Below are 23986 nucleotides of genomic sequence, written 5' to 3' on the forward strand. Positions count from 1 at the left end.
AAGTGGCAATAACAGTTTCTTTAAATAAATAAAAGCCAAATTAATTCAACATTAATTTGGCTTTTATTATTATGATAAGTATAAATTTGATTTCAAGCCCCCTTTATTGCGTAATAATATCTAATAAATAGAAAACTGCAAAGATAACAGATGCTACTCCATTCGTGGTCATAAAAGCACGATCAACTCGACTCAAATCTTTGGGGCTTACAATACGATGCTGATAAATAAGCAAACTTGCATAAAATAAAACTCCGATATAATAAAACCAACCTACATGCATATAAAAAGCGGGTAGTAATACAAATATAAAAGAGAGTACATGCAGCACTTCTGAAACCCGCAATGCTCCCTTTGCTCCTAGCCAAGCAGGAATGGAATTCAATCCATTTTCACGGTCGAATTCTTCGTCTTGCAATGCATAAATAATATCAAATCCACTTACCCAACATAATACTGCTAGGCCATACCATATGGGCACAATATGAAATTGCCCGGTTACAACTAAATAAGCACCTATTGGTGCTAACCCTAACCCCAACCCCAATACTAAATGACATAACGCCGTTATCCGCTTGGTATAAGAATAAAAGAGCACGACAAATAAAGCAATAGGTGAAAGCATAAAACATAGGCTATTTATAAAATAAGTTGCAACGACAAACACGAAACAATTGAATATGGTGAAAAGCAAAGCGCCTTTAGCCGTAATTCGACCTGCAGGAATGTCACGCATCGTTGTTCGGGGGTTAATAGCGTCAATATCACGATCCAAATAGCGATTAAAAGCCATTGCTGCATTCCTTGCGGTAACCATACAAACAAGCATCAAGATCAATAACTTCCAATCGAACACGTGGTTGGTTGTATGAATAGCCAAGAAAAAACCAATGATAGCAAAAGGCAAAGCAAAAATGCTATGCGCAAACAAAACCAAGGATAAATATTTTTTCATACGATATTACTCAAAATCTGGAGAAGGATCTATTTCAGGTAAAACAAATCGTGTATTGATATCAGCAATAGTATCCAATATCGCATCGCAACCAGATTTTACTTCTGCAGAAGTTAAGAAACACTGAGGAATTTCTTCAAACCATTCAGAAAGGGCTTTTTTAAATTTCGCCATATTGACATCTGATTTAACTGCGGATTGTTTGTCTGCTTTGGTGAAGACTAACATAAATGGCAAGCCATTCTCTCCTAGCCAACAACAAAATTCTAAATCTATTTTTTGAGGTTCATGTCGACTATCAATCAGTACAAATATACATTGCAAATTATCGCGATGTGTTAAATATCGACGGATGAACTTCTCCCATGCTTCTCGATTTGCTTTTGAAGTTTTGGCAAATCCATAACCAGGTAAATCGACTAGAAACCACTCATCGTTGATAATAAAGTGATTGATAAGTTGCGTCTTTCCAGGTTTTTGCGAAGTTTTAGCTAAACCTTTCTTATGAACCATCGCATTGATTAAGGATGATTTCCCGACATTGGAACGACCAATAAAAGCATACTCTGGTAGTGTACCTGCAGGCAATTTATCAACTCGTGTATTACTACAGATGAATTCGGCTTTTTTAATTTGCATGTTGCAAAGGTACTATAAAACTATCCTTTTGACAAACTCAACTCCTATTGCTACATTTATAAAAGCAACGGCAATTTGTTTTATTGTAACATTTCGTTGCTATTGATTACTAATTATTAAAACTAACTAAATAAAACATGTTTTTAGAAATCAAAAATGTCGTCAAAGACTACGCTAATCACAGAGCCTTAGATCATGTATCATTGAGTATACCTAAGGGTAAAATATTTGGCTTATTAGGTCCTAACGGTGCTGGAAAAACATCTTTAATCCGAATTATTAATCAAATAACGGGGCCTGATTCGGGTGAAATCTTATTCGATGGACAACCCTTATCTCCACAACATATAGAACGCATAGGCTATCTTCCTGAAGAAAGAGGGCTCTACAAAAAGATGAAAATAGGTGAACAAATGCTTTACTTAGCACAGCTTAAGGGTTTATCTAAAAATGAAGCAACAAAAAGAATCAAAGAATGGTTTGAAAAACTAGAAATGCAAACCTGGTGGGATAAAAAAGTAGAAGATTTAAGTAAAGGAATGCAACAGAAGGTTCAATTTATTGCTACAGTTTTACACGAACCCGATCTAATCATCTTGGATGAACCTTTTTCAGGATTCGATCCTGTCAATGCTAATATCATTAAAGATGAAATTATCAAACTGAATAAAAAAGGAACTACTATTATTTTCTCTACGCATAGAATGGAATCGGTAGAAGAATTGTGTGATTATATTGCATTGATTAATCGTTCAAAAAAAATACTAGATGGGAATATTCGAGATATTAAAAATACCTACAGAAATCAAACGTATAAGATCGAATTACAATCCATTTTAGATGGAAAAGTCCTAGTGGATAATGAACTATATCATATCATTAGTCAAGAAAAGAGCGACGACAAAACGACTCTGAATATCAAATTAAATAACAATAGTAGCATCAATCAAGTTATCCAACAGTTACTCCCATTAGGAGAGATACATCAAATATTAGAAATCGTTCCTTCTATCAATGATATTTTCATCGAACAAGTGACTCTATCAAATAATTCAACTAAAGAAATCAACCATGCATAAAATATTATTAATCATTAAGCGTGAATACTTTTCGCGGGTAAAAAAGAAATCCTTTTTATTAATGACATTTTTGGTTCCTTTGTTTTTTATCGCTTTATATGGTGGTATTTTTTACCTAACAAAGAAAAGTTTTAAAGATGCTCATGCGCATATATATATCCTTGATCAGGAAGGAAGTTATGCTGGGCAACTGAAAAACGATCCCAATATTACATTTACAGTAAGTGATCAAACCTTGGATAAGTTAAAAGTAAAAATCAAAGATGATGAGCAAAACAGTTCAATTCTGGTTATACCCAAAAATATATATGAAAAATCTGCTATCGAATTAATTTCAGCCGATAAATCAAATATTACAATTCAAGATGCCATTGCAAAACAAATGGAAGAAATCATCCGGTTAAAGGAATATAAAAACCTTGGCATCAACAGCGAATTGTTAAAATCTATTCAACCTAAAATAAATGTCTCTGCCAAGGAACTTACTGATGATGGAGAAGAGAAAAATAGCAATACGGGTATCGCTATGGGAATTGGAGTTGGTTTGGCTATTTTAGTCTACTTATCTCTTTTTTTATATGGTGTACAAGTGATGCGGGGGGTTATTGAGGAAAAGAGTAATCGAATTATTGAAGTCATCATCTCATCCGTAAAACCCTTTCAGTTAATGATGGGAAAAATTATTGGGATTGGGATGGTAGGGCTTACACAATTCTTACTTTGGATTTTACTGACAGGAGGATTAACAGTGCTGGCAAGTAGCCTGTTCATGAACGATAACGATTTAAAAGAAGTTACTACACAACAATCCATACCTTCTAGGATGAGTAATGTGAACCCATCTTTACATCAAGATACTGGATTAGGGGTTATACAGAATCTACAATCTGTTAATTTTCTTGAAATTGCCATTTGTTTTTTTCTATTCTTTTTGGCGGGATACCTTTTGTATAGCGCTATTTTTGCTGCTGTGGGTTCGGCTGTAGATAGTGAAACAGAAGCTAATCAATTTACCATGCCGATTACTATGCCTTTGTTATTGACATATGTATTATCCTTTGGTGTGATTATCAATGATCCGAATGGTCCTATAGCAACATGGTTAAGTTTTATTCCCTTCACTTCACCAATTGCCATGCTCGTTCGTATTCCCTTTGGTGTTCCAACCTGGCAAATCGTTGTTTCCCTTTTCTTATTGATTATAACTTTTTTATTGGTTACCTGGTTAGCAGCTAAAATATATCGTGTTGGTATTTTGATTTATGGTAAAAAAGCAAATTTCAAAGAAATTATAAAGTGGATGAAATATTAATTTAATATACACCAACATGTAAACAGCTCTTTATCTAGTAGATAAAGAGCTGTTTATGTTTAGAACAAATATACTTACCGACTTTCATAACTCGGGGACTACCACTCACCGAAAATACTCCCCTATTAACCGAGTTTACTTGGTGATTCACCTTATTTCTATCTGGTTATATCCAAATCATGAATACCTTTGAATCAATCAATTACAAAAAAAAGTAAAACTAAATCTTAAAACCATGAAAAACTCTTTCACCTCCATCTTTGTCGTACTATTATTAGTAGGCATCCTAGTTGCACTCACGACATCCAGCTTTGCTAAAGATAAATTTCCTGAAAATCTAACAGCAACTGCTGTCCTCGATAATTATGTTGAAATTATATCGCTAGGAAATGTAGAAAATCTACAAAACTTATTTTCCAACGACTTCAAACAGACCATGTCATCCAATGCTAAAGCATTAACATACGCAAGAACAGACATTATAAAATTCTTGAAAGCAAACAAAGGTCAAAAACAAAACTGTAAAATATCCTACACAGTCGTTGAAGAAAATACAAACTGTTTCATCGCAAAAGTATTAATGAAATATGAAAATTTCACAAGGGTAGAATATGTGACAATTTGTAATGAAAATAAAGAATGGAAAATAAATCAGATTATAGTTTCCTACAACTAAAAAGCCAAAATAAAATAGAAAAGGTCTTAAAAAAACAAATTTCAAGACCTTTTCTATTATCGTGAGAATAATGCTATTTCATTAAAAATCCACCACCAATTAAATCATTACCTTCGTAGAAAACTGCAGATTGACCTGGGGCAATTCCTTTCACATTATGAACAAAGTCTATTCGAACTTTATCATCTTCTTGTGAAATTGTTGATAGACATCCAGCATCTTTATAACGAACCTTGGAAATTGCTTCCATAGGTTCTTCTAAAGAAGCATATTTGACTAGATTCACATTTCTAACATAAGCAAATGACTTTTCCAGTTCATGTTCTTCTCCTAGTACTACTGTATTGCTTTCAGGTAATATCTCCACCACAAACATCGGTTTACCTAATGCAATACCCAATCCCTTGCGTTGTCCTATCGTAAAATATGGATATCCAATATGTTGTCCTACAACTGTTCCATCAGTTAAAATAAAATTTCCTTTACCAATTTGTTGATCTAAGGTTGGTACCTTATGTCTCAAAAAAGAACGGTAATCGTTATCAGGAACAAAGCAAATCTCATAACTTTCTGATTTATTTGCCAATTCAACCTGACCCATATCTAAAGCCATTTGACGAATTTCCTTCTTCGTAAAAGAGCCCAATGGAAATTGTGTACGCGCTAAATTTTCCTGAGAAACTCCCCAAAGTACATAAGATTGGTCTTTATTCTCATCTTTACCTTTTGAAATCACATAACGGTCATTGTCATGAAGACGAATATTAGCGTAGTGACCCGTTGCAATAAACTCACAGTCTAATTTGTTCGCACGTTTGATTAAAGCTTCCCATTTAATGTGCGTATTACACAATACACATGGATTAGGCGTTCGGCCAGCAATATATTCATCAACAAAATTGTCAATTACAAAGTCTCCAAACTCATCTCTGATATCTAATATATAATGTGGGAAACCATAATTAACTGCCAATGAGCGTGCATCATTGATACTATCCAAACTACAACAGCCGGTTTCCTTAGATGAACCACCTGAAGACGCATAGTCCCAAGTTTTCATCGTGATCCCTATAACTTCATATCCTTGCTCATGAAGCATGACAGACGCTACCGAACTGTCAACTCCCCCACTCATAGCAACCAATACTCTTCCTCTTTTACTCATTTTATTTTATTGAACTGCAAAGATAGGCTATTTCCAATTTTTACGTGTTAATTTCTTGTAATTTTATCTCTATCAAAATCAAGCCTTTCAAAGAAATACCTAAAATATTTATGGTAAAAATTTTAGAATTCGAATTATCGGGGTATATTTGCAACGCGTTTAAAGTTAAACGATAAAGCAAACAAAGGTGCCATAGCTCAGTTGGTAGAGCAAAGGACTGAAAATCCTTGTGTCGCTGGTTCGAATCCAGCTGGCACCACCAGATCTGAAAGTAACAGATTTAAATAAAAAACTTGGAAGGTGCCATAGCTCAGTCGGTAGAGCAAAGGACTGAAAATCCTTGTGTCGCTGGTTCGAATCCAGCTGGCACCACCAGATCTGAAAGTAACAGATTTAAATAAAAAACTTGGAAGGTGCCATAGCTCAGTCGGTAGAGCAAAGGACTGAAAATCCTTGTGTCGCTGGTTCGAATCCAGCTGGCACCACCAGATCTGAAAGTAACAGATTCAAATAAAAAACTTGGAAGGTGCCATAGCTCAGTCGGTAGAGCAAAGGACTGAAAATCCTTGTGTCGCTGGTTCGAATCCAGCTGGCACCACTTTAAAAGAGCTTCAACAGTATGTGTTGAAGCTCTTTTTTTATACTCCAAAAACTAATATTTTCACGAATTCGATGCTATTCTGAATTGTTGAGAGGGTACTTTTAAACATACAATTTCATTACAGAGGTACTATTCTAATTTCAGATATCTCGAAAAAACTTGCAAGGCGTTAGTCAAGTAGCTTTATAAGTCATATAATCTTTAACGCTTTTTCTCATTTTTGATAGAAAATATAGCTATCTGAGAGAAGAGCATCCAATAGATCTTCTGTCTTCTTCAATCATTAATGGATTTTATCTGAGTTTAAAATCCGTGATTGTACTAATCAAGCTGATTATTCTTGTAAAATCATACTTCTGAGCCGCAGATAAAGCAGGGACTAGGCAGGGATAAAGCATATGCTAGGCGTTGTAAAAGCGTTTCCTCGAGAAGAACCATCATAATAGATGCTCAACACAGATAAATTGTAGGTCAAGCATGTTAAGTTGATACGTGTGTAACTTGATGGCTATTTGTAGTACGTATGTAAGATGAGTTTAGAACAACTGTCGGTCAACTGTTTTTTGAGTAGGTTTCAGTTATTGTTCAAGTTGGTTCCGAAAGTGTTTCAGAACTGACTTGACCACGCTTTGATTGGAGAAAGAGTTTTACTTGCCTTGTTTTTGAAGATATATGGAATGGAGACCTGACAACTATCACAGGTCGGGTAAGACACAACTGTATATATATCGTAGTAAATACGAATAAGTAACGAACATTGTTGGCACTTCTAAGGACTTTAAAGGACTTACATGGACTTCTAAGGACTTTTGATTGTAAGATTACTGAAGGATTTAGCTATCTGAAGGTACAAATGTGTGAGTAAGAAACCACATCTACGAATACTGATCGTAGATATAAGCTATACAAAAGGTTAATTATAATTTACCTGACTACATATAATATCTAAACAAAAAAACCGATTCGCTGTTCTTTAAAGATAAGGAGTATATATTATGACATCATTTAAAGTAGCCCTGATTGTTGGAAGTTTAAGAAAAGAGTCCTTCAATAGAAAAATCGCTCATGCAATAACAAAACTAGAGATCAAAAATATAAGTTTTGGTTTATTAAATATCGGTAACTTACCTTTATATAATGAAGATCTAGAAAAAGACGTTCCTATAGAATGGAAAAACTTTCGGGAAGAACTCCAATCCTTTGATGCCGTCCTTTTCGTTACACCTGAATATAATCGATCTGTACCAGGTGTTCTTAAAAATGCTCTAGATGTAGCTTCACGACCATACGGAAAAAATATATGGGATGCTAAACCTGCTGCTATTATTAGTTCTACAATAGGAGGATTAGGCGCCTTTGGAGCCAATCATCATCTTCGTCAATCTCTTGTTTTTTTAAATATGCCCGTATTACAACAACCTGAAGCATATATTAGCAATGCCGCAAGTTTATTTGATGAAACGGGAGAATTAATAAATAAAAGCACGCAAGATTTTCTAAAAACTTTTCTTGAAAAGTTTGAAGCTTGGGTCGAAAGGAATATTTAAACGATAACATCAAATGCAAAAAAGCCTCTCTACAAATGTAAAGAGGCTTTTTTGTACGCCCATCAGGATTCGAACCTGAGACCGTCGGTTTAGAAAACCGATGCTCTATCCAGCTGAGCTATGAGCGCATACCTTTCGGTGATGCAAAAGTAGTTAAATCATCCATATTTACAAAACTTAAATGTATTTTTTTCACCCTAGAATATTAAGTCCCTGCATTTCAAGCTAATTAATTTATACCAGAAGATACAATATAAATAAGGTGCATTCTTAATGAGAGAAGTTTTGTTTTCACAAAATATTTTCCTTTAATAAATGTAATTAAACGTATTTTCTATAAAAAATTTGAACTCCCCATCCTATTCTAAAAGTATTTATGGATATGATAATCTTAGTTAATTCTATCATCAGTTATCATCGAAATTATAAGAGCATAACAATTAAATTAACTATAATATCCTAACAGCCAAACGAATTAATATGAAAGCAGTGTTAATCCATTATTATTTTAAAAATAAATTTGGTAGGAAAGCTAAAATTCGTACTTTTGTCGCGGAGAGCTGGCAGAGTGGTCGAATGCGGCAGTCTTGAAAACTGTTGACTGTCACAGGTCCGGGGGTTCGAATCCCTCGCTCTCCGCATTGACATAAAAAATGCAGTTAGGGGCATGTATAATAAGATTGTGGCAAAATCGTGGCAGAACGGTTTTAGATCAGTTGAAAAACAGCGCTAACAGGGTTAAAAACGAAAAAAGTTCGAATCCCTTCCTCTCTGCAAGAAAAGAAAGTTAATAGCTTTCAAAATTGTCAAAAGGCTTTAAAAACCTGTAATTTCAAGAAATTACAGGTTTTTTGTTTTTAAGAGTATAACCAAACTTTTTAAAAATACTCATAATTTTCATGGCAGATTAGTGGCAGTTGAAAATGTCAAAAAAACTGCCACAAAAACAGATTTAACAAACTGTAAATCAACACGTAAATATCATTAACGACTTGATTTAGATACAACATAATTCGATATTTAATAACTTAAAAATTGTGTTATGATTGAAAAGAGTTTTGGTGTAATATTTTTTTTGAAAACACCTGAGAAAAAAGAGAGTTTGAGAGTCTTATATCTAAGGATTACTGTTGATGGTGTTCCCAAAGACATTTCTACTAAAAGAAAATGGGATATAACACGCTGGAATCAAAAAACAGGACGCGCAGTCGGAAATAAAGAAGACGCGAAGTCACTGAATTATTATATAGAATCAATAAATACTAGAATTTCTAACTACAGGACAGAGCTAATAAACAATAATCAAACTATTACTTCGCAAAGACTTATTGATTTTGTAAAAGGAAATAACATTTCAAAAATAAAAGTTTTAAAGGAATTTCAAGAGCATAATTTGGAAATACTTGCATTGGTCAAAACCAAGGAATATGCGATGGGTACATATGAAAGATATAAAATTGCACGATCCCATGTAGCGGAATTTATAAAGTTTAAATATAAGCGAGAAGATCTAGAATTCAGAGAACTAAATTTTGAATTTATAAAAGATTTTGAATTTTATTTGAAGACCGTACGAGAATGTGGAAATAATACAACTTTGAAATACATATCCAATTTCAAAAAAATTGTATTAAGGGCAGTTGCAAAAGAAATCATTCCTAAAGACCCTTTTAAACTTTTCAAAGGAAAAAAAATGAAATGCAACAAACAACCTTTATCTACAAATGAACTGTATCGACTAGAAAATAAAGTCTTTTCCTCTGAAAGACTATCTGTGATTAGAGATATATTTGTATTTCAATGTTATACTGGATTGGCTTATATTGATGCATATCAACTAAAACCAAGCGATATTAAAGAGGGAATTGACGGAAGTTTATGGATTATGTCCAGACGTCAAAAATCACGTTCAAAGACAGATATTCCACTTTTACCTAAGGCAATTGAAATTATGGAGCGATATAAAGATAATCCTTTATGTATTACTAGAGGAGCGGTTTTACCTGTAAAATCTAATCAAAAAATGAATGAATATCTTAAAGAAATAGCCACATTATGTAATTTGACAAGCACTCTCAACACTCATAAAGCGAGAAGAACATTTGGGAGCACTGTAACTCTTAAAAACGGAGTGCCTATCCACATTGTCAAGGAAATGATGGGGCATCATTCTGTAAAACAAACAGAAGAATATGCTATTACTGAGCAAGAATCAATTGGCATAGAAATGCAACAGTTAAAAGATAAACTTGCTAAAAATAACAACAATCAGAATAATGAAAATCCTATGCATTTATTACTAAAGCTTGAGCATGAGGTCGCTGAGTTAAGACAACAACAAATGCAAAATGAAAATGAGCTACCACAAGAAGAGTTAAGAGCAATTACAAAAAGACTTGACTCTATCAAAGAAATGCTCCTAACTCAATAATCTTTAAATAAAATTTTTAGTTTGGATATGTCAGAATGTCTATTTCACAAAACTCCTAAATTACATTTGTTGTTTGGGAGTTTTCGTGCTATTGAGACCATTTTGGCACGGTGGGCAAATTGTAACAGAAATCCACCTGTTCCCTCGTATCACAGAATTTCATTTTTAAACTAAAAGCTAGATCCAAAGTCTTGAGGAATTGGTGAATGCATTGACGAATTGGGGGATTCAGCAAAAAGCTAAAATAACAAATTCCAATATTATTTTCGAACATTATAGTTCCTGTAAACAACAATTTCGGAATACATTAAAATAATTCCTACATTCTGACAGAAAAGTTTAGGAATCCACGAACAGATTATAAGTCTACATCTTCAAAAATACTTACATCCTTCGTACCTAGTATACCATCCTTTAACTCACTTTCATTTTCATAGAGAGAATTCTCCTTTTCATCACTCTCTTCGATTTTATTATCCTCTATCCAAGCATCTATTTCTTCCATTTGTGATTGAACAAGCATGCCAATTTCAGGCATGGTCTCCTCATAATAATTTTCGAGAAGCCACAATTTATCCTTAAGTTCACTCATATGATATTCAGCATCTTCACCGTCCTTAAACTCCTTTTTTGCTTCTAGCAGTAGGGCTGTAAGATTCGGTATCAAGACCTCCTTAACTCCCGCTTCCAACTCCGTCTTCTCTTTTTCAGTCAAAAGTTGATGGCCTTTTCCAGAACCTAAAATGTCGAGTTTTTTCCCAGTAAAGGCAGTTCTCAAAAGCTCTTGGGCGACTAATTGCCTATTTATATCTGGTAAAAGTCCATACTCAAATAGCTTTATCGCCAGGTCAAGCTCAGGATTATAGCTATAGTTATGTTTCGCCAGATTAATTACATCAAAAATCTTTGGATTTTCTCTTATATAAAGTTCTAAAAATTGTTTTGAACACCTGTTAGAAAGAAAAACCAAAAGTCGGTCCTTAGCATAAAAGTTAGCGTGTGATTCAGATTTAAAATCTTCACTTTTTTTATAGTTCATTAACTTCTGAATAATGTTTGGAAATAAAGACCTTGGAACGATGGTAGCACCTTTTAACTTAATATCACCACATGTGATCTGGCTTAGCATTTTGTCAACCCGGCTTCCAATTATAAAAATTTTAAGTAATTCAAGATCTTTAACTATATATTTTGCAAAAGCGTCACCAATTGTTGGATGCTTATATTTCCATATGACCTCATCAGATATGTAGGCTTTGTGTACCATACTTCCATCCATGGCAGTAAGAGCCTGTTTACAACCATGTTCATCTGCTCCTAATTGCTTTATAGTATGTAAATCCTCTTCATTTAAATCTAAAGGTGAAGAAAGATTATCGTTATTAATATATATTAATGCCAGAGCTGCGATACTATTTCTATCCAGCCCTTCTATAACATCCAATAGAAAACCCTCCTGTGTAGAAACAAATTTTACAATGCTTTGAGAGCCTAAATTAAGTTTTTTCGTGAAATATGGGTCAGAAAGTCTCCTTGCAGTTTCCGGAATAAACATATTCATTTCACTTACAGAATCAAGAAAAGGTTTAATGGCAGATTTATATGCAATAGGCTGCTTCCCCATTTTCATATGGTTATACAACATTTGTTTCTTCTCTTCTAATTTAAGATCTTTCACATCGATAACGACTTGACTTTCATTAAATAGAGGAAACATATTCTTTTTTAGATCTTTCTTTGCTAAATTGTATATATAATCGCGCGAGGTCATTACAATTTTTGCTCCCTTCATTAACATTGCTGAAATTTGAGGTAGCCACATATTCCACTCGTGGCATAAAGGCGCTTCATAACGTGTTTTCCCAAAAGCATCATCTATCCAGAAAAATTGATTTGGATCATGTGGATTCCAGTGTTCTACCACCTTCTCTGCTCTACCTACCATAAAAGTCGAAGCTTTCCAATGATCTAATGCACCCATTGCTAAAAGACTAGCAATAGTACTCTTACCTGTTGCGGCTTCCCCAATCAGTAGAACAAAATTCTGTTCTTCTATAGCTTTAACAGACTTTTTGTAAGCCCCTGTGATCACAACCTTTTCTAATTCAAATTTTAAAGTATCAAGATAAGCCTTTCCCTGCTCGTAGACACGCTCATCCAAAATTTGGGACAAATCCCCTAGCCCGTATACTCTCGGTACTAATTTACGTAATCGTGCGTTTTCCGTAATCTGTTGGGTAATCCATTCTGTACCGAATATCAAAACTTCTTTTACCCCTTTATCCTTAAATGCCTTCTTTAACTTTCCTTCTGTCTGGCCAGATAACTTAGAGTTAGTCATAATGATATATAGATCACATTCTCCCTTTTGAACAAGTTTTTCAACCTTTTGAATCTCTTCCTTAAAAACTGCAGTACCGCATTTTGAGTCAGGAATGGAAGAAAATTTACATTGAATAATAAAGGCTCCGGTATAGTTCTCATTTTCTGAGGGACTCCATTTACCTCTAAAACTTCCATCTTTACCCTCATCATTTGAAGGTGAAAAAATGTGTGCAGTCTGCCCTAATACTTCTCGAATAATAGAGTTGCATAGCTGTTGAAAACCATACCAGCCCAAAGAATGCAAATGATACATATGTTATTATATTTTATAGAAAATTCAAAACTAATTTAACTCTTAATAATAGCAAATTTTTTCACTGCTTTTCCAACTAAATCCATTTTTCTTCGAATGTGAAATAAAAGGGTGAATGAAGCTATTTATATTCAATTATCTTATTAAATTTTTGATCCTTTTTATAAGGATGAGCTATAAAAAACGTATCCCTTCTTTCATTCGTTTTAAAACGAACTTCGCGTTCCCCCCAAATAGTATAAACTAGCTTAGATTTTGTTTCAGTTAGAAACCGATCCAGTAAGTCTTTTCTGATGTACACGAAACTATCATTATTATTATAATCCTCAACATTTTGCAAGTGGATTGCGGCTAATTTCCCATCTTGATCAAATAAATCAAATGTTTGCGGCTCACATATAAGACCCAGCTGGTTCACAACCTCCTTTCCCAGAACCGTTGTATGCCCAGCATCATTAACAGGACTGTGATAACTTTCCCAATTATATTCCATTACCGGAAATAATATTTCAAAATCTTTAGTTACATCAACTTCAATTTCAATCTCTTCTGGCAAATTAGACTCGGTGTAATCTTCCAACCAAGACAAGTAAGTAAAGTAATCAGGTTCATATTTCTTGATCGTCCGTTTCTGCTTTTCAATATCGCATCGTAAATCAGCGTAATTGCTATACGTGGCCTCATCAATAGTATACAGTTCACCAGCGAAGGTGTGATGATTTTCCCGTTTTGCAGGGATATGAATCTGCGAAAAGTCTTGATCTTTTAATAGCTTGATTACCTCATCAAATTCCGAATTTTTAATAACCAACCCACGTATGACTATATAACTACTTCTTCCCGTTGATATCTCCTCCTGTCCAATGAAGGAATCCAAGCAAATCCAAGGCCCTGGGTTTCCGTTAATCTCCGTTACTTCCAGATACCCATTTAAATTAGGCATTCCCCCGTTTTCATACCATTCATTTAGAGATGTTGATCTATCACCCAATATGTCATCTTTAAAAAAGGGTTCATTTTCTAGTTTCTCAGGAAAGCTGGGGTCTATATTTGCATCTGATAGTCGAAAGCTATCCCAATCTTTCTCCAGCAAGCCAAGATCAGCACGTAATCCCGCATTTTCAAAGTATGCGATCCACGAATATTTTTTTCCATACCGCTCCACCTTGGCTTGCCTTGTTCTACCAATATTGTAATAATTAGCGTTTCCTAAGGCCCTTTCAAACTCAGCAAACAAATCTTTGCTCCACCCCAAGTCGTAGATCCGCGAATATATTTGTTTACGTACCTTAATTTTTTCCACTGGATTGGAATAGGCATGACCTCCCTTTACAATGCGTCCTAATGTGTAATTACTAAAATCCATTTGAATTGGCCCGTCGTATCCATATTCTTTTTCTCCATAATCGAATTCTTTTAATTCTCTGATACCACCAAAAGAATAAGGCGGTCTAATATTTTCTTGCTGTTTTGTCTTCAATAATTTAGGGTGATGTTTTAATCCAATTTCGATAAGCCTTCTGGCATAGTCCCTTGCTAATATATGAGTTGTTCCAAACGGTGCATTTTCGGCAAAAATCAGCTCATATAGAGATTTACATAGTCGAGGTAGCAGGTTAATACGAAAGTCTTCCCCAGATTTACAATTATATTGGGCCATTGCAATACCATAAGAAGCTGCCAACGTACGCTCCCAGATATATGGGTCATTGTACCCCAATGATTCCTCCACTAAAGCTATGAATTCCTCGGGAAACTTTATGCCATAAAAATAAAGAGCCCTCGTAACTTTATCACGTAAGGTTCTATCGGTGCTTGTTAAAAACCAGACAATAATTTTAGAGACTAATTTTTGCTTTCTTGACATTATGTCCGTTTCTGGACTGTTACTACGGCATTGATTTTCAAATTCAGAAATAAACTGTTCCAATTGATAGCTGTTCGTCCGAAGGTATTCCGTCCAAGTTATATCTCGTTCGTTCATCTTAAGTTTGGACAAAAGTTCACTAAAGAAAATGGCATTGAGCGGGTGATTTGCATCTCCAATTGTTTTAAGCGAAAGTCCAAAAATCAGGTTTTTATTGTCATTATCTATCAAAAAAACTTCACGTACTAAATCGATGTCGCTAGTTTTTACCAGCCTTCCTGGTAATACAAAAAGTGATTGGAACGATCTGTCAAATACATAGTCCGAATAAGCAATTAAATCAGTCAATCTGGCCTTCGCGAATTTCGGTAAATATTTAACAATCCTAAAATCGGAAAGTTTTATAAGCCAGTCCCCATACAGTAGCTGATGGAATGATATCCCTCTTAGCTGTGGCAATAACAAACATAATGCAGCTATAACGTCCTCAAAAAGTGGATGCTGACCTTCTCTAAGAAAGACTTGTCTGATAAATTTATTGCTCTTAAAATATGAAAGATTTGTATGATTATCAATCAAATTTTCAGCAATCATATAACCTGCAAGTACATCGTAAGTAAAACTGATATATTCAATTTCATTTCTAATATCCCTATTTATTACAAGTCCCTCATCAAGAAGGACATCTGCTTTTGATCGATCTTTCTCATAGCTAGCGTTCTCATCAATTAGGCTATAAAAATCTACGACCGTTAGTTCACGGAGATTGTTTACCCAGAGATAATTTGCCAATTTGTTTAGTGATACCGCAATAAAATCCTCATTGTTCCTAAAGATCGAATTTTGCCGAGTTACCTTCCTATTGATCTGGCTCAAGTACTCCTTAAAGATATCATAAGATGACTCTTCTTCGATGTTTACTGAAATTTCACCTGACCTCTTCCAATTAGGATTTTTTATTTCACAAAATATTTTAAGAAAGATAGGGTCGGCAAACTTCTCAATAGAAGCAAAAAATAAATCCGCTTTTAGTTTATATTTTGTGAAATATTTATCAACTGCTTCATGAATTGTTTCGAAATCACCGAAACCATCTATACGATGAAACTCTTCCTTAAAAGTATTATCCCAGATCCTATCCGCATAAGAACCTCGACAAGTGGTAAATATAACAATGTTCTTTGTCTGTAAAATCTTTGCTATGAAACCTTGCAAATGATTCCTCCAAATAGGCGAAAACAGTCTATTCGATACAGTCTCATTCAGACCATCTATAATTATAGGAATCCGTACATTATGGATTGCCCCATAAACTTCCATTGCATTCAAAAGGTCATCAAATGAATATTCTAGTGGTATGTCCAGAATTTTCCGGATTGCATCGCTAATACTGGTCTCATCTGTAAATTTGTCCCCTGTTAAAAATATAACAGGTTTCAAATCTATAATCCTGTTATAAGCAATATCGGTGGAAATATGGGTTTTACCTTTGGCCGCATCAGCAATTAAATGTAGCTGCCGCTGGGTTCCGTGAAAATAATTTCTAAAAAAACGACCATAAGTTTCTGAGAACTTTGACATTAATGAAGTTATACTCTCTGACTCTCGATAAGCACGTGACTTTTCATCAAAATTAAATTTATCAAGTTTAGTAAGGAAAGTATTCCAACTCGCTCTCAAATCTTCAGAACTAAATAGCGCGAGTTTTTCGGGTTCACAATTTTTGAAGCATTCATCAACAAAGTCAATTTTACTAAAACTAACTTTTACTAGATTTTCAAATTCATGACTAGCTGAAAAAAAATCTTTTCTTAGAGCTTCCTCCGCGGGACTGATCATTGTTTTATTATGAAATTCATGTAATTCGCTATGTACTTGAATGGCTATTTGCTGCAGATCACTTTTTAATTTTCCAGTTATGTTAATATAGTTCGAATCAAGCACCACACAATCTATTATCGATTTCGTAAACTGATCAATAGCGTGCAAATCCGGATCGTATTTATCCTTTACCTTCTCAAAATTTTCATAAAACTTTGCGGTAAACCATTCCTGACTTAGCTCTAGTTCTCCAAAAAAGAAATTACGTACTCCTACGTTTTTAGGCTCTTTTAAGAATGCAATAAATTGTGATTCTCCCCAAAATTCTAGCGATATTGACCTGTCCACAGGAATCTTTTTTATTAGCTCTTCGTCGAACCAATTCTTTTCCCCTTTACTAAACTTTCCTGACTTCTTTGAGGTACTCTCCGTTGTCAGGTCTGTTTTGAGGCAAACAAAATATCTGGTTAGATTTCCATGATTTCTTATCGCTGTTTCAAGTGACTCCGCAATAGCAACATCTCTTTTAGCTACACTCAGTCGACCAGTATCTCCAAAAAATTTGCATTGCCATCCCCACCTTTCACCTGTATCAAGATCCAAATAAAATTCTACGCCACCATCACCACCGCTGCCGTCAATAGCTGTGAATGTACCCATATGTCCATACTCTTTGATTGCAAGTTGATAACATAAATGTTCGAAACACTGGGTAGATTTCCCATTAAAAGGTTTAAGTCTGTTAAAGTCAACTTTATCAATTGTAATCATAAATTTAGTAATCTTGTTTTGCCAGCAACCCGAGAAAAGTTTCATTATTTTTCTATGACCTCCATCATCAAAAGCTATTTATCAGCTCACAATGAAATTCAACATCTTATTTGGCTAACCTATGCCATAATTCAATCTTATATTTTGAAGGAGTCAAAAGCTACGAATTGGTAAACTTTTACTTTTAATTAGGGTAAAATTGCATGATGCAGAAATTTACATCTATTTTGTTAATATTCCAATAATCAATAACCATTAAAGATCATAATTTTAGATCTTAAGTAAAAACGTTGCATTTTAATATCGTGTGGCTTAAATATCGATTTAGGTATATGTTTAGTGGAATTTATTTCAAAGTAATTCACCATCAAAATTACTGTCGATTATAAGAAATATAAAAAAGCCCCATTATGCAATGCCCCCAAAAAGTTAGACACTTTCTGGGGGCATTTTTATGATAAAGAAAAAGAAACACAGTTTTGCATTCAAACTGCATTGTGTAAGACAAATGTCGGAACAATACCGTTCCGCAAAATCGCTGTCAGAAGAATATGGGATTACCAATTCACTGTTCAAAGATTGGCTTAGCGTATACCAACACCAAGGAGTGCCTGGGCTTCTTTCCAGAAAAGGAAAAAGAGTTTTTAGTTCTCAGTTCAAACTGTCGGTACTGACAGCAATTCATAAAGATTATAATCCAGTCCTAAGTCCTGCATAATGATTTTACCAGTAATTCTATCGATTGCGAAATCATCCATTTCAAATTTACCAAAGTAAATATAATCTTCGGTCTCCTCTAATATTTCTTTAAAAGTGATCATTCCGATTTCCAATTTAGAGCAATTGTAATTTTCAACCAACTGTATTACTGGGATGGTGGAAACACTTAAATCACCTTTATAATCTACTATATAATTGTTTTTTAGTCCTTCTATCGCGTGGTCAGAAATACCTTGTTCTTTCAATAAATCGACGTCTATCTTAATATTTTTTAGTCCTTCGACAAAATCATTTGCTTTCATTTTAAATTTAATCTTAGAATCTTTACTAATATCAAGATTATAATAATTTATATTTTATTCTATTTTTATTAATGATCGATCATTTATATAATTTAGATAAGAGAAACTTTTGGTTTCTAATAAATAATAATAATCATAGAGTGTTTCGTTAACTTTTAATCTACTCATATTATATCCTTCGATATTGGATCTACTCAAATATTTAGAAGGCACTGACACTTTACCCCAAATCCCATCAATGAAAATGATTGACAACTCCTTAGTTGAATCTTTTAATCTATAAAATGTACCATTATTTCTTAAACTATTTTCAAAACAATCATTTACAATTTCTTCAATTTTCAATCTTAATGGAGATTGAAGCGCTAATTTTAAAAATGCATTTAGTTCAATCACTTTCATTTTTTCTAAAAAAGAAGTTGGAATAAACAAATCTGTATGTGATGGTTCTTTTTCTTGTTTGTAAATCGATGAAAAATTTTCATTTTTGAGCTTTTCAATTGGAATAAATAGAAACTTACGCGGTATATCGGATCCTTCTTTTAAAACTTCGTGATTTCCCTCAATTATTAAATATCCCTGTATTCTCATTTTTTTAGTGAAATCAATAGAATCCAATTTCTGACCAGAAGCAAATACTGGGATTAAAAAACTAAAAAGAAAAAATATTATATAATTTTTCATATCATCTTGCTTTATATATAGCTCCAGGTGCACCTGAATCTGTGTTTTTAATAATGTTTCTTACTTCCTTTGGTGTTAAATACATTGACTCTAAAGAATTAGGATTACCTACACGACCCATAATCGCACGTATTCCGCTACTATTTACAGTTGGATACTTATAATTATAAGTACCAGTTCCTACCTCACCACTGGAACTCGCCTTTCCTATTTCTTTAATATCTAATTGGCTCATGATACTCCCTGGATCTCCATGACTTGCACCTAAATTATGGCCAATTTCATGAACAAAAGTTCCTGTCATAAGTTTCATTTTGTCACCTCCCGGATTAGTTGTTAGTAGATTTTCAACTTTTTCTCTATTTATTTTAACAGTAGTACTTGTTGCATTTCCTATATCTTTTCCACTCGATTGGCCATTACTGATAACATTACCATATTGATATTCCTTCCCATCTACTTCCACCTTATCTTTATAGGCGAAATCATGTGCTGTCCCAGCGTCCTGTGCATCAACTTTAATAGATTTAAGTTCAAAAACTGAAAAGTATGTTGTCCCATCTTTATCCTTAAAAGTATGTGCATTTCCACCATTATTATATTCTGCTATTGCCTTATTCAAAGCTGCTACTTGATCTTCTTCTAAATCATAATAGTAATAATTAGCTTTAATCCTAAATGGGTCGTCTAATGTTCCTGTACCAGTAACTATACCGTCCTTTCCATTTGGATCTATAACCATAACAGGATTATTAAATCCATAAGCGTAAGGTGAGTGGGAACCATAAAGAGCCGCATTGGGATCCACAACATTCCATCTTCCAATTTCTGCATCATAGAATCTAGCCCCATAATCTAACTGTCCTTCAAAAACATAAGAACTTCCCAAGGTATGTGTACCCAAACTTAGGTCATCCTGCATCTCCTTGCCATTATAAAGATACTTATTATTTATACTGGTTGCAATAGGTTTAGTCTTGCCAAATGGATAGTAATCTTGCTTCTGTACCACCGCTACAACTGGTACTGTGGGAGTTCCTGCCTGCTTGATCACCGAGCGTACATTACCAAGATTGTCAGTCAGGTTGTAGTAATAACTATAGGTTCCTGTTCCGTTCAACAAAAAACCTTCTTCTGTAGCGATCCGGTCAATTGTACTGGTAGCCGCACCCAGTTTACTATATTCGATTCCGTTCACATAATCCTGCTCTGTTGTAACTGCCCCAACTACCGCGGTTTTTTTCAGCTTATTACCCTCCGCATCATACAGATAAGTGACCGTTCTTCCTGTTATTGTTGCAGATTTCGGCAAATTTAACTGATTGTAGATAAAAGCCATACCTGTACGGTCTTTAGTTGCATTACCATTGCCATCATAAGTGAATGTCCCAGTCAATCCCCCGGTCAGACTCAAAAGCCTATTACTCTTGTTCGCATTGTTATAAGTATAGGTCGTCGTGCTGGTTGTAGTAGTATTGTCAATATTACGTGTAAGAGTCCTGATATTTCCCATATCATCATAGGTCAACGCTTCACTCATAATCGTTCCAGTACTGGTACCATTCTTTAACCTATTTAGGCCATCATAGGTATAGGTAAAAATACTGCTCGTCGTTGCTGCATGCCCCCATAACTGCTGGGCGATATTACCATTGTACTGCGCATTGGGAAGTACCGTTGAACCTGCACTGTTCACATTATAATTTAGCTCGTAAGTAAACTGTGGAGAAGATGTTTTAGTTCCCCATCCACGTTCGTTGTACGAATAAGCCATATTGGTGAGAAAGTTCGTTCCATTATTTTCACTATGGATATCCTTGCTCTTAAGCTGACCGATTTCGTTGTAGGCTAGTTTGCTCTGAATAATCTCTGCTTGTGCATTCACTTTCTTTTTCGTGGTCAGGAGCCTGCCTACGTGGTCATATATATTCGTGGTTAGGACTGTAGTAGCTGTACCAGTGACAGGCTTGTGCTCACGCTTAGTGGTCAACAGTTCTCCTGTAAAACTATACGTATTGGTGACCAGATCAACACCTAACAGATGATTTTGTGAAGCACTCTGGATCACCCGACCATAATCATCGTAATAACTGATGCTCCAAAGTGGTAAAGTTCCATTATCCTGATAGACCTTGGTACCTGTCGCTAAGCCCCTGAGTTTCGTACTTTTTGTAATCCCTACAGCTGCCAACTTAGTTGTGTCTCCTCCTTCAAACAGGTAATCATCGTAATAGTTAACCGTTAATGGAGTCATCTGAGCCGCTACTTTTGGAAAGGCGTTGTTCGTATATTTCGTGTATTTAACGGTACCCACTAACTTCGTCTGTATGCTTCGCTCTTCCCAATAAACAACGACCGAATCAGCAGACTTCTGAGCAGCAGCTTGGTTCACATAGTTTCTTTTATATATACCTGTAATGACGACCCTACCCAAAGCATCATATTTAGTATAGCTCCATTCTTTAACTGGCTTTCCGCGTTGTACAGAATCTTGGGTCAGAATAACCTGATCACTGCCATTGTATACTAACCACTCCCAACCCTTACCTGGAACTTTCTTCTCTATCAATCTTTGCTTTGCATCGTACCGGTACGCATAGATTAGTTCCTTGAAATCAGCATCATTATCAGTAACAGTCCCTGTCGTATATCCAGGTGGAATAACATACCTTAGATTTCCAAAGTCATCGTAGACATAATAAGTCTCTAACTTTTTGACATCTGTTTCCCAGATACGTTTTAGTATAATATGACCTTCAAAGTCCTTAAATTCTTCAACGGTTCCTTGTTTACCAGTAGTTTTCACCCAATTCTCATCCTTGCTAACCTTTTTATAAAGTTTGTTTGCAGCATAAAATGTGGAAGTTGCTCCATTATTGGTCGGCTTCATACTCCATAGCTTTATATCACTGGCGACATTGGTACCATATTCTGTAACAGTCGTATGACCTGTGGTTGAAGCAGTTGTTACGGTTTCACGATTGGCAGCAGGTTGCCAGGCCAGACCAGGGGCGCCCTGTTGTTGCACACGGTTCAACGGACTGCTTTCAAAAACTGTAACAGAGAAAGGTGTAGTCATCTTCTTGATATGTGCATCCCATGTATTGGTCGTTGCGTAATAAGCCACTTGATCAGCTGCGGAAGTGGTTTTAAAGCTCCCATCCTTTGCCATATTTTTTACATAGGGAAGATATTTCTTGCTTTCCCTACCAAAGGCATCGTATTCGCTGTACTGTACTATATCGTTCTTCAATGGGCTACCTTGCCATTGAATAGACTGCAAAGATCGGCCAAGACCGTCAAAGTATTGTATGGATACATTAACACTGTCAACCGTTCGTCCTATTACTGCCGCTACAGTTTTTAAACCGGCTTTTCTTATAGTACGCTCGACCACATAGTTCTGATCAGTGCTGGCAGAAAAGCCAGATACAGGTGGATTGGCAATAGAAAAGCTGACTGTTGCTGTCGATGACCCAATCCCGTTTAATGCCGTGACAGTGTAGCTCTGTGAAGCCGTGAGAGTGGCAATTTTACCACTGATCTTCCCTGTAGAAGCATCGAAAATAAGTCCCGCAGGTAGTGCCGGGCTAATGCTATAAGCAGCTTTGACCGCCACCTTCTTGATCTGATTAGCAAGGTTCTCCGTAATATAATATTTGCCATCCAAAGTTGTCGAAATTCCAAATGGATTACTCAGCATCCCACTGGTTGAAATCGTGATTACAGCTCCAGTAGGTGAAACATAACGAAGCGCATTGTTGTTCATATCCACCACATAGATGTTTCCCCCTTTAACAACCAGGTTGTTCAGTGCATAGAAACGTGCTGCACTTCCTTGTCCGTCAACATTACCTGAAGTTCCATTACCAGCGATAGTACTCACTATCCCACCTACGATCTTTCGTAATGCATGGTTCTGTCTGTCGGCAATATACAGATCGCCGTTAGTGTCAAAGGCCAATCCCATCGGACTGTTGAACTGTGCACTTAACAACGCTCCGTCCTGAAGTCCCAAGGTTCCAGTTCCTGCATAGGTGCTCACTACTCCTGCAGCTGTGATCTTACGAATAAGATGGTTCATACCATCGGCAACATACAAGTTACCCGAAGCATCAAATGCAAGACCCATCGGATTATTAAAGGAAGCCGCTGTTCCCGTTCCATTTGTCGCTCCCGCGGTTCCACTTCCTGCAAAGGTACTCACTACTCCTGCAGGGGTAATCTTGCGGATCCGATGGTTCTGCTGATCGGTCACAAAGAGATTGCCCCCAGCATCCATTGCAACAGTACTGGGATGCCTGAATCTCGCCGCAGTTCCTGTACCGTCAACATAGTCCCAAGCTGTAGAGTTTCCTCCTGCAAAAACGGTTTCTGTACCTGCAGCAGTCCTCTTCATGATCGAATGGTAACCTGCATTAGCAATATAGAGTGATCCATCCGATCCCATGAAGGTATTCAACGGATTATAATAGTTTGTTAGGGTCTGTTCCACCGTCACCACAAATTCAGCAGCTCCACCACTGTTGGTTGGAGACCAGTCAATTTGTTGATTGGGCGTAAACGTCTGCGCACTTCCATAACTGATCGCGGGTTTGACTGTTGCTGATAATGCCTGAATGGAAGAGCTTGCTGCAAATGCCTGCATGCCCATTGACATATTCTGTATCTTTTTATCTGCTTCCAACGTATCCACCTGCCCATATACGTGGCAGATTTGAACAAGTAGTGGGAACAGGAATAATATTTTCATTAATCTTTTCATCATCTTGACTTTG

14 protein-coding genes and 6 tRNA genes are annotated in these 23986 nt (G+C 35.5%); 11 read left to right on the top strand and 9 right to left on the bottom strand.

All coding sequences use genetic code 11. From position 1 onward, the window contains the following. Positions 1 to 103 precede the first annotated feature (103 nt). A complete protein-coding gene (locus tag LZQ00_RS08150) occupies positions 104 to 955 on the bottom strand; it encodes a UbiA-like polyprenyltransferase (protein ID WP_234514504.1) in 852 nt (283 codons plus the stop codon). Between the two features lie 6 nt (positions 956 to 961). Then, on the bottom strand, positions 962 to 1594 hold the full coding sequence (gene yihA, locus LZQ00_RS08155; RefSeq protein ID WP_234514505.1) for a ribosome biogenesis GTP-binding protein YihA/YsxC: 633 nt from the start codon (positions 1592 to 1594) through the stop codon (positions 962 to 964). A gap of 137 nt (positions 1595 to 1731) precedes the next feature. On the opposite strand from yihA, the gene LZQ00_RS08160 reads away from it, so the two are divergent. The 3 genes from LZQ00_RS08160 (at position 1732) to LZQ00_RS08170 (ending at position 4661) form a co-directional block, all read left to right on the top strand. Beyond that, positions 1732 to 2673: an ABC transporter ATP-binding protein gene (locus tag LZQ00_RS08160; RefSeq protein WP_234514507.1), complete on the top strand. Its 942-nt coding sequence runs from the start codon at positions 1732 to 1734 to the stop codon at positions 2671 to 2673. After that, positions 2666 to 3985, top strand: coding sequence for an ABC transporter permease (locus LZQ00_RS08165; protein ID WP_234514509.1), 1320 nt, complete (start codon positions 2666 to 2668; stop codon positions 3983 to 3985). Before LZQ00_RS08160 ends, LZQ00_RS08165 begins: the two co-directional genes overlap by 8 nt. Before the next feature lie 235 nt (positions 3986 to 4220). Further along, entirely contained in the window at positions 4221 to 4661 is a 441-nt protein-coding gene (locus LZQ00_RS08170; protein WP_234514511.1) for a nuclear transport factor 2 family protein, read from the top strand. A gap of 73 nt (positions 4662 to 4734) precedes the next feature. Here the strand turns inward: LZQ00_RS08170 and mnmA are convergent, their stop codons facing one another. After that, positions 4735 to 5826 carry a tRNA 2-thiouridine(34) synthase MnmA gene (gene mnmA / locus LZQ00_RS08175; protein ID WP_234514513.1) on the bottom strand — a complete coding sequence of 364 codons (1092 nt, stop codon included), beginning with the start codon at positions 5824 to 5826 and terminating at the stop codon, positions 4735 to 4737. 186 nt (positions 5827 to 6012) lie between these two features. On the opposite strand from mnmA, the gene LZQ00_RS08180 reads away from it, so the two are divergent. The 5 genes from LZQ00_RS08180 to LZQ00_RS08200 all read left to right on the top strand — a co-directional run bounded on the left by LZQ00_RS08180 (position 6013) and on the right by LZQ00_RS08200 (position 7974). Next, positions 6013 to 6088 (top strand) — tRNA-Phe (locus LZQ00_RS08180). Between the two features lie 37 nt (positions 6089 to 6125). Then, positions 6126 to 6201, top strand: a tRNA-Phe gene (locus LZQ00_RS08185). Positions 6202 to 6238: 37 nt separating this feature from the next. Next, a tRNA-Phe gene (locus LZQ00_RS08190) sits at positions 6239 to 6314 on the top strand. A gap of 37 nt (positions 6315 to 6351) precedes the next feature. Then, positions 6352 to 6424: transfer RNA gene (locus LZQ00_RS08195), tRNA-Phe, on the top strand. A 998-nt stretch (positions 6425 to 7422) separates the two neighbouring features. After that, positions 7423 to 7974, top strand: a complete 552-nt coding sequence (locus tag LZQ00_RS08200; protein WP_234514514.1) for an NADPH-dependent FMN reductase — start codon at positions 7423 to 7425, stop codon at positions 7972 to 7974. A gap of 54 nt (positions 7975 to 8028) precedes the next feature. On the opposite strand, the gene LZQ00_RS08205 is transcribed toward LZQ00_RS08200, so the two are convergent. Next, positions 8029 to 8102 (bottom strand) — tRNA-Arg (locus tag LZQ00_RS08205). A 426-nt stretch (positions 8103 to 8528) separates the two neighbouring features. On the opposite strand from LZQ00_RS08205, the gene LZQ00_RS08210 reads away from it, so the two are divergent. Beyond that, a tRNA-Ser gene (locus LZQ00_RS08210) sits at positions 8529 to 8613 on the top strand. Between the two features lie 403 nt (positions 8614 to 9016). Then, positions 9017 to 10405: a site-specific integrase gene (locus LZQ00_RS08215; protein WP_234514515.1), complete on the top strand. Its 1389-nt coding sequence runs from the start codon at positions 9017 to 9019 to the stop codon at positions 10403 to 10405. Between the two features lie 358 nt (positions 10406 to 10763). On the opposite strand, the gene LZQ00_RS08220 is transcribed toward LZQ00_RS08215, so the two are convergent. Next, the gene (locus LZQ00_RS08220; protein WP_234514516.1) at positions 10764 to 13043 is read right to left on the bottom strand and encodes a restriction endonuclease; all 2280 of its coding nucleotides are present in this window, start codon (positions 13041 to 13043) and stop codon (positions 10764 to 10766) included. A 121-nt stretch (positions 13044 to 13164) separates the two neighbouring features. Beyond that, complete coding sequence (locus LZQ00_RS08225; RefSeq protein ID WP_234514517.1) at positions 13165 to 17502, bottom strand: hypothetical protein; 4338 nt, start codon at positions 17500 to 17502, stop codon at positions 13165 to 13167. A gap of 454 nt (positions 17503 to 17956) precedes the next feature. Between LZQ00_RS08225 and LZQ00_RS18510 the strand changes: the two genes are divergently transcribed. Then, entirely contained in the window at positions 17957 to 18220 is a 264-nt protein-coding gene (locus tag LZQ00_RS18510; RefSeq protein WP_411028062.1) for a helix-turn-helix domain-containing protein, read from the top strand. Here the strand turns inward: LZQ00_RS18510 and LZQ00_RS08230 are convergent. The 3 genes from LZQ00_RS08230 to LZQ00_RS08240 are packed head-to-tail and all read right to left on the bottom strand — an operon-like array spanning position 18159 to position 23976. After that, on the bottom strand, positions 18159 to 18524 hold the full coding sequence (locus tag LZQ00_RS08230; RefSeq protein ID WP_234514518.1) for a hypothetical protein: 366 nt from the start codon (positions 18522 to 18524) through the stop codon (positions 18159 to 18161). The genes LZQ00_RS18510 and LZQ00_RS08230 overlap by 62 nt on opposite strands. A 54-nt stretch (positions 18525 to 18578) precedes the next feature. Then, positions 18579 to 19208 (bottom strand): hypothetical protein, encoded by a 630-nt coding sequence (locus LZQ00_RS08235; RefSeq protein WP_234514519.1) that lies wholly within the window; start codon positions 19206 to 19208, stop codon positions 18579 to 18581. Position 19209: 1 nt separating this feature from the next. Further along, a complete protein-coding gene (locus tag LZQ00_RS08240) occupies positions 19210 to 23976 on the bottom strand; it encodes a DUF6443 domain-containing protein (RefSeq protein WP_234514520.1) in 4767 nt (1588 codons plus the stop codon). Positions 23977 to 23986: the final 10 nt, after the last annotated feature.

Origin of the sequence: Sphingobacterium sp. SRCM116780, from assembly GCF_021442025.1 — a bacterium.
In the GTDB taxonomy this organism is placed as follows: Bacteria; Bacteroidota; Bacteroidia; order Sphingobacteriales; family Sphingobacteriaceae; genus Sphingobacterium.

Bases quoted from the DNA above. Each gene is read 5' to 3' on its own strand.
- LZQ00_RS08150 (WP_234514504.1), bottom strand. From the start codon at position 955: ATGAAAAAATATTTATCCTTGGTTTTGTTTGCGCATAGCATTTTTGCT.
- yihA (WP_234514505.1), bottom strand. From the start codon at position 1,594: ATGCAAATTAAAAAAGCCGAATTCATCTGTAGTAATACACGAGTTGAT.
- LZQ00_RS08160 (WP_234514507.1), top strand. From the start codon at position 1,732: ATGTTTTTAGAAATCAAAAATGTCGTCAAAGACTACGCTAATCACAGA.
- LZQ00_RS08165 (WP_234514509.1), top strand. From the start codon at position 2,666: ATGCATAAAATATTATTAATCATTAAGCGTGAATACTTTTCGCGGGTA.
- LZQ00_RS08170 (WP_234514511.1), top strand. From the start codon at position 4,221: ATGAAAAACTCTTTCACCTCCATCTTTGTCGTACTATTATTAGTAGGC.
- mnmA (WP_234514513.1), bottom strand. From the start codon at position 5,826: ATGAGTAAAAGAGGAAGAGTATTGGTTGCTATGAGTGGGGGAGTTGAC.
- LZQ00_RS08200 (WP_234514514.1), top strand. From the start codon at position 7,423: ATGACATCATTTAAAGTAGCCCTGATTGTTGGAAGTTTAAGAAAAGAG.
- LZQ00_RS08215 (WP_234514515.1), top strand. From the start codon at position 9,017: ATGATTGAAAAGAGTTTTGGTGTAATATTTTTTTTGAAAACACCTGAG.
- LZQ00_RS08220 (WP_234514516.1), bottom strand. From the start codon at position 13,043: ATGTATCATTTGCATTCTTTGGGCTGGTATGGTTTTCAACAGCTATGC.
- LZQ00_RS08225 (WP_234514517.1), bottom strand. From the start codon at position 17,502: ATGATTACAATTGATAAAGTTGACTTTAACAGACTTAAACCTTTTAAT.
- LZQ00_RS18510 (WP_411028062.1), top strand. From the start codon at position 17,957: ATGATAAAGAAAAAGAAACACAGTTTTGCATTCAAACTGCATTGTGTA.
- LZQ00_RS08230 (WP_234514518.1), bottom strand. From the start codon at position 18,524: ATGAAAGCAAATGATTTTGTCGAAGGACTAAAAAATATTAAGATAGAC.
- LZQ00_RS08235 (WP_234514519.1), bottom strand. From the start codon at position 19,208: ATGAAAAATTATATAATATTTTTTCTTTTTAGTTTTTTAATCCCAGTA.
- LZQ00_RS08240 (WP_234514520.1), bottom strand. From the start codon at position 23,976: ATGATGAAAAGATTAATGAAAATATTATTCCTGTTCCCACTACTTGTT.